Source organism: Pseudomonas sp. 1, from assembly GCF_056626735.1.
The window spans coordinates 1-2,931 of sequence record NZ_JBWXMQ010000039.1 but is presented as its reverse complement, the minus strand read 5'-3'; the positions used below and the strand labels follow the sequence as shown (position 1 = coordinate 2,931).

The 2,931-nt window shown below is 52.7% G+C and carries 4 protein-coding genes and 3 tRNA genes; all 7 read left to right on the top strand.

The genetic code is table 11. From position 1 onward, the window contains the following. The first annotated feature begins 86 nt into the window (after window positions 1-86). The gene (gene birA, locus AC1MDC_RS28585; protein WP_480394183.1) at window positions 87-1,040 is read left to right on the top strand and encodes a bifunctional biotin--[acetyl-CoA-carboxylase] ligase/biotin operon repressor BirA; all 954 of its coding nucleotides are present in this window, start codon (window positions 87-89) and stop codon (window positions 1,038-1,040) included. Further along, window positions 1,030-1,779: a pantothenate kinase gene (locus tag AC1MDC_RS28580; RefSeq protein ID WP_480394182.1), complete on the top strand. Its 750-nt coding sequence runs from the start codon at window positions 1,030-1,032 to the stop codon at window positions 1,777-1,779. Before birA ends, AC1MDC_RS28580 begins: the two co-directional genes overlap by 11 nt. Window positions 1,780-1,786: 7 nt before the next feature. Further along, window positions 1,787-2,227 (top strand): hypothetical protein, encoded by a 441-nt coding sequence (locus AC1MDC_RS28575; protein WP_085697683.1) that lies wholly within the window; start codon window positions 1,787-1,789, stop codon window positions 2,225-2,227. 144 nt (window positions 2,228-2,371) lie between these two features. Then, window positions 2,372-2,456, top strand: a tRNA-Tyr gene (locus AC1MDC_RS28570). A gap of 25 nt (window positions 2,457-2,481) precedes the next feature. Then, window positions 2,482-2,555 (top strand) — tRNA-Gly (locus AC1MDC_RS28565). 26 nt (window positions 2,556-2,581) lie between these two features. Further along, a tRNA-Thr gene (locus AC1MDC_RS28560) sits at window positions 2,582-2,657 on the top strand. Between the two features lie 85 nt (window positions 2,658-2,742). Then, window positions 2,743-2,931 (top strand): GTP-binding protein (locus AC1MDC_RS28555; RefSeq protein WP_256205956.1); only part of this gene is annotated, 189 nt, incomplete at its 3' end.

The following is a 2,931-nucleotide window of genomic DNA, read 5'->3' as shown; positions in this document are numbered from 1 at the left end:
GTCCGCAGGAAAGTGGATTTTTTGAATTCTATGCAACGGCCCGGTGCATAGCTATTATTCGGGCCTCATTCAGAGGCGAGACCTGCATGCTGACGTTGTTGAATCTCCTGAAGGATGGTCGATTCCATTCCGGTCAGGCTTTGGGTGCTGCCTTGGGAGTTAGTCGAAGTGCGGTGTGGAAGCAGCTTCAACACCTGGAGGCTGAGCTTGGATTGTCCATACATAAAGTTCGGGGAAGGGGCTATCAATTGGCCTCGCCATTGACATTGCTTGACGTGCTCAAGATAGAGGAAGGCCTTTGCGGCTGGTCTGTCAGTATCTTCGATTCTGTCGACTCTACTAATGCTGAATCGCTGCGCGCGGTGGATGGGGGGCGGGCGGCTCCCTTTATTGTATTGGCTGAGCGCCAGAGCTCAGGGCGTGGGCGCAGAGGCCGTAAATGGGTGAGCCCGTTCGCTGAAAATCTCTATTACAGCCTCGTGTTGCGTATTGATGGTGGGATGCGTCAGCTTGAGGGGTTGAGTCTTGTTGTCGGGCTCGCCGTCATGCAAGCCTTGCATGTGCTTGGAGTGCCAGGTGCAGGTTTGAAGTGGCCCAATGATGTATTGGTCGGGCGAAAAAAAATCGCCGGGATTCTGTTGGAGCTGGTTGGGGATCCTGCTGACGTGTGTCACGTAGTGTTGGGTATAGGCATCAATGTGAACATGCAGACTACGGATGAAGTCGATCAGCAATGGACTTCAATGCGTTTGGAGTCGGGGCAGGCGTGTGATCGCAATATTCTGGCGATTGAGCTAAGTAAGCAGCTGCAGCTTTATTTGCAGCGTCACCAATCTGACGGCTTCGCTGCGCTTCAGGCGGAATGGGAGGCGAGCCACTTGTGGCAAGGGCAGCCGGTTTCCCTCACTGCTGGTGTCCACCAGGTGGATGGTGTGGTGCTGGGAATCGATAATCAAGGCGCGCTGCGGCTGAAGGTAGATGGCGTGGAAAAAGTCTTTAGTGGCGGTGAGCTCAGCTTGAGGTTGCGTGATGATTCTTGAGCTCGATTGTGGAAACAGCTTTATCAAGTGGCGTGTGCTGCGCGTTGAGGCGGGTATCGTGATCGCGGAAGGTGTGGCCGACTCTGATGAGGCATTGGTAAACAGTCTTCGATCGCTAGAGAAAGTGTCTCTCGATAAGTGCCGTCTCGTCAGCGTAAGAACTGAAGATGAGACTAATTTGCTGATTGGCGTGCTCAAACATGAGTTCGGCGTTTCCGTTGTTTGTGCGGCGCCGGCTCGCGAGATGTCCGGTGTTAAGAATGGTTACGACGATTATGAGCGCCTTGGCCTTGATCGCTGGTTGGCAATGCTTGGTGGTTTTCACTTGGCTAAAGGGGCTTGTCTGGTTCTTGATTTTGGCACTGCGGTGACTGCTGATTTCATCTCGTCGGAAGGTGAGCATCTAGGAGGTTTCATTTGTCCTGGCATGCCGCTAATGCGTAATCAGCTGCGTACTCATACTCGAAAAATTCGCTATGGAGACCTCGCAGCGGAGCGGGCATTGACGAGTCAGGAGCCTGGACGCAATACGGCTGAGGCTGTCGAGCGTGGTTGTGCGTTGATGCTCAGAGGATTCGTACTGACGCAGTTGGAGATGGCGCGTGCCTACTGGGGTGATGACTACAGTGTCTACATTACGGGGGGGGACGCCGAGCTAGTCTCGGATATCGCGCCTGAGGCTAGGGTTGTTCCCGATTTGGTATTCGTGGGTTTGGCTATGGCGTGTCCTTTGTCCTGAGGTTTGTATGCGTTGGTTGTTCCTTCTGCTCCTGGTACTCAATGTTTTTTATTACGTCTGGCATCAGCAGGAGGCGCCGCTACGCGCAAAGGATGTCACGCCGCTCAGTCTCTATCGTAGCTCGCAACAGGATATTCGCTTGCTGAGTGAGGCAGGTGGTGATGCTTCTAGTGAAAAAAGGACTGGAGGAAAGCCTGATGGTCAGTGTCTATATATAGGTGGTTTGAGTCGCCCTGAGCCCGCCCAGGCATTGGAGCAGCGTTTGGCAGGGCTTGGGGTAAAAGCTCTTCCTTCGGCCAAAGAGTCTTCCGGCAGTTCGTATTGGTTCCAGATTACGCCCGAAACCCAGCGTTTGCTGGGTGATGCTCAGCTGCAAAACCTTTCTAAGGAATTCAATGAGTTAAAACATAAAATAATGCTGTGCGAGGGGGTTGCGCCTACTGAGTAGTTTGCATAGAATGGCGCCCGCTCCACAGCGAAGACCTGAAAAGGTCACTGCGGCGGGGTGATGTCAATGCAGCTAACCTCATGTTTTTTAAATGAGAAAATGCTTGACAGGGGGTTGGCATGGTATAGAATGCCGGCCTGATTAGGAGGGGTTCCCGAGCGGCCAAAGGGATCAGACTGTAAATCTGACGTCTACGACTTCGAAGGTTCGAATCCTTCTCCCTCCACCAGATTTTAGCGTGAGCTGCAGGCTCCGCGGGTATAGTTTAGTGGTAGAACCTCAGCCTTCCAAGCTGATGATGCGGGTTCGATTCCCGCTACCCGCTCCAAGTTTGCAGGTTGTGCAAAGTGTTACGCTCTTGTAGCTCAGTTGGTAGAGCACACCCTTGGTAAGGGTGAGGTCAGCGGTTCAAATCCGCTCAAGAGCTCCATATGACAAGGCAGATATGAAAATATCTGCCTTTGTTTTAATGGCTTGTGTTGTTTGCTCAATTTCTTCTGTTAGGGGTGATATCGATGGCTAAGGAAAAATTTGATCGTTCCCTGCCGCACGTCAACGTTGGCACCATCGGTCACGTAGACCACGGTAAAACCACGCTGACCGCTGCTCTGACTCGCGTCTGCTCCGAAGTTTTCGGTTCGGCCGTAGTTGAATTCGACAAGATCGACAGCGCTCCAGAAGAAAAAGCTCGCGGTATCACCATC